Here is a 1,639-nt window from a genome sequence, read left to right as displayed (position 1 = left end):
GCCGCCGCCAGGCAGAAGCCCGCCGCGACGCCGCTGCGCGAGAGCCGCTCAGCCGCCATAGAGCGCCGCGATCCTGGCATCGTCGATCATGTCGGACGGCGCGTCGAGCACGATGCGGCCCCGCGCCAGCCCGACGATCCGCGTGGCAAAGGCCCGCGCCTGCGCCACGTCATGAAGCGCCACCAGCGCAGTCTCGAAGCGCTCGGCGATCTGGCCCAGCACGGCGGCGCCCTGGGTCTCGTCCAGCGCCGAGACCGGTTCGTCGGCGATCAGCACCGCGCCGCCGCGCCAGAAGGCGCGCGCCAGCGCGACGCGCTGCTTCTGCCCGCCCGACAGCGTTTCCACCCGCTGGCGGGCCTGGTCTTCGAGCCCGAGCGCCTCCAGCACCGCGGCCACGCCCGCGCGGTCCGCCGCCCGCGGGCTCAGCAGCATGCGCAGATTGGACGCCGCGCCCTGGTCGTCCAGCCGCCCCATCAGCGCGTTCTTCTCGGCGGTGAGCTGCGGCACCAGCCCGTGCTCCTGCGGCACCAGCGCGACCCGGTGCGCCGCGCGCAGCCGCGCATGGGCGGCCGCGAGCAGCGTCGATTTTCCCGCCCCCGAGCGGCCGAGCAGCACGACGCGCTCGCCCGGCGCCAGCTCCAGGCTGACCTCCGAGAGCACCGCGCGGCCGTCATGGCCCAGCGTCTCGTCCCGGAGGCGGAGCAGGGTCATTCCTCGAGCAGCCCCAGCGCACGGCCGGTGACCTCGATCGGCTCGTAATCGCCGTTCGCCGCCGGGATGAAGCCCGCCCGCGGGAAGCTCGCCAGAAGCTCGGGATCGGTCATGCCGACCAGCGCGTCCTGGACCTTGTCGGCGAAGCCCGCGCCGAAGCGCTCGTCGACATCGCCGCGGATGGTCCAGTTGTAGTCGGGATAGGGCGGCGTCTGCCAGATCACCTTGGCGGTCTCGGTCTCCGGCGCGCCCTCGGCCAGGGCCTTGTCATAGACCGCGAAATTCAGCGCGCCGACATCCCAGGCGCCGGAGGCGACGAGCCGCAGCGTCTGCGAATGGTCGCCCGAGAAGCCCACGCGCGAGAAGAACTCTTCCGGCGCGCCACCGGTCTCCTCGCGGATCCAGTAGTCGGGCATCAGGCGTCCGGAGGTCGAGGTCTGGGCGCCGAAGGTGAAGGAAAGCCCCTTGGCGTCCATCGGGAACGCGTCGGATTTCTCCAGCCCGGTGGCGGTATTGGCGATGAAATAGGTGATGAAGGTCGGATCCTCGACGCCCTGGGCGATGGCGCGCGCGCCCGGCGTCATCATCCGCGCCTGCACGCCGGTGAGCCCGCCGAACCAGGCGAGCTGGATCTGGTCGTTGCGGAAGGCAGTGACGGAGGCGGCATAGGATTTCACCGGCACGAATTCGACATCGACGCCGAGCTCGCCCTCGAGGTAGTCGGCCACCTTGGAGAAGCGCGCGACCAGCGCCGTCTCGTCCTCGTCGGGAATGGCGGAGAAATAGAGCGTATCGGCCGAGGCAGCAGTCGCCATCAGCGCGGAGGCGAGGGTCGCAAGGCGGAGAAAGGTCATTCTTGGCATCCGGTCACAGCTTGAGGGTATCGGCCGATGGCCGTCGCCGCTCTTCTAGGGGGAACGTCCCGGTC

General features: G+C 71.0%; 2 protein-coding genes. Both read right to left on the bottom strand.

Features of this window, described 5'->3' with window-relative positions; genetic code table 11:
• Positions 1-48: 48 nt before the first annotated feature.
• The gene (locus FGX59_RS36780; RefSeq protein ID WP_138473466.1) at positions 49-711 is read right to left on the bottom strand and encodes an ATP-binding cassette domain-containing protein; all 663 of its coding nucleotides are present in this window, start codon (positions 709-711) and stop codon (positions 49-51) included.
• A complete protein-coding gene (locus FGX59_RS36775) occupies positions 708-1,565 on the bottom strand; it encodes a putative selenate ABC transporter substrate-binding protein (protein ID WP_370296518.1) in 858 nt (285 codons plus the stop codon). Before FGX59_RS36775 ends, FGX59_RS36780 begins: the two co-directional genes overlap by 4 nt.
• Between the last annotated feature and the right edge of the window lie 74 nt (positions 1,566-1,639).

The organism is Poseidonocella sp. HB161398 (genome assembly GCF_005870025.1).
Classification (GTDB): domain Bacteria; phylum Pseudomonadota; class Alphaproteobacteria; order Rhodobacterales; family Rhodobacteraceae; genus Mangrovicoccus.
Note: the sequence above shows the minus strand (reverse complement) of the source record. Positions and strands in the feature narration are given on the sequence as shown.

What these genes read in the sequence shown, in the direction of transcription:
- FGX59_RS36780 (WP_138473466.1), bottom strand. Translation starts at nt 711, where the DNA reads ATGACCCTGCTCCGCCTCCGGGACGAGACGCTGGGCCATGACGGCCGC.
- FGX59_RS36775 (WP_370296518.1), bottom strand. Translation starts at nt 1,565, where the DNA reads ATGACCTTTCTCCGCCTTGCGACCCTCGCCTCCGCGCTGATGGCGACT.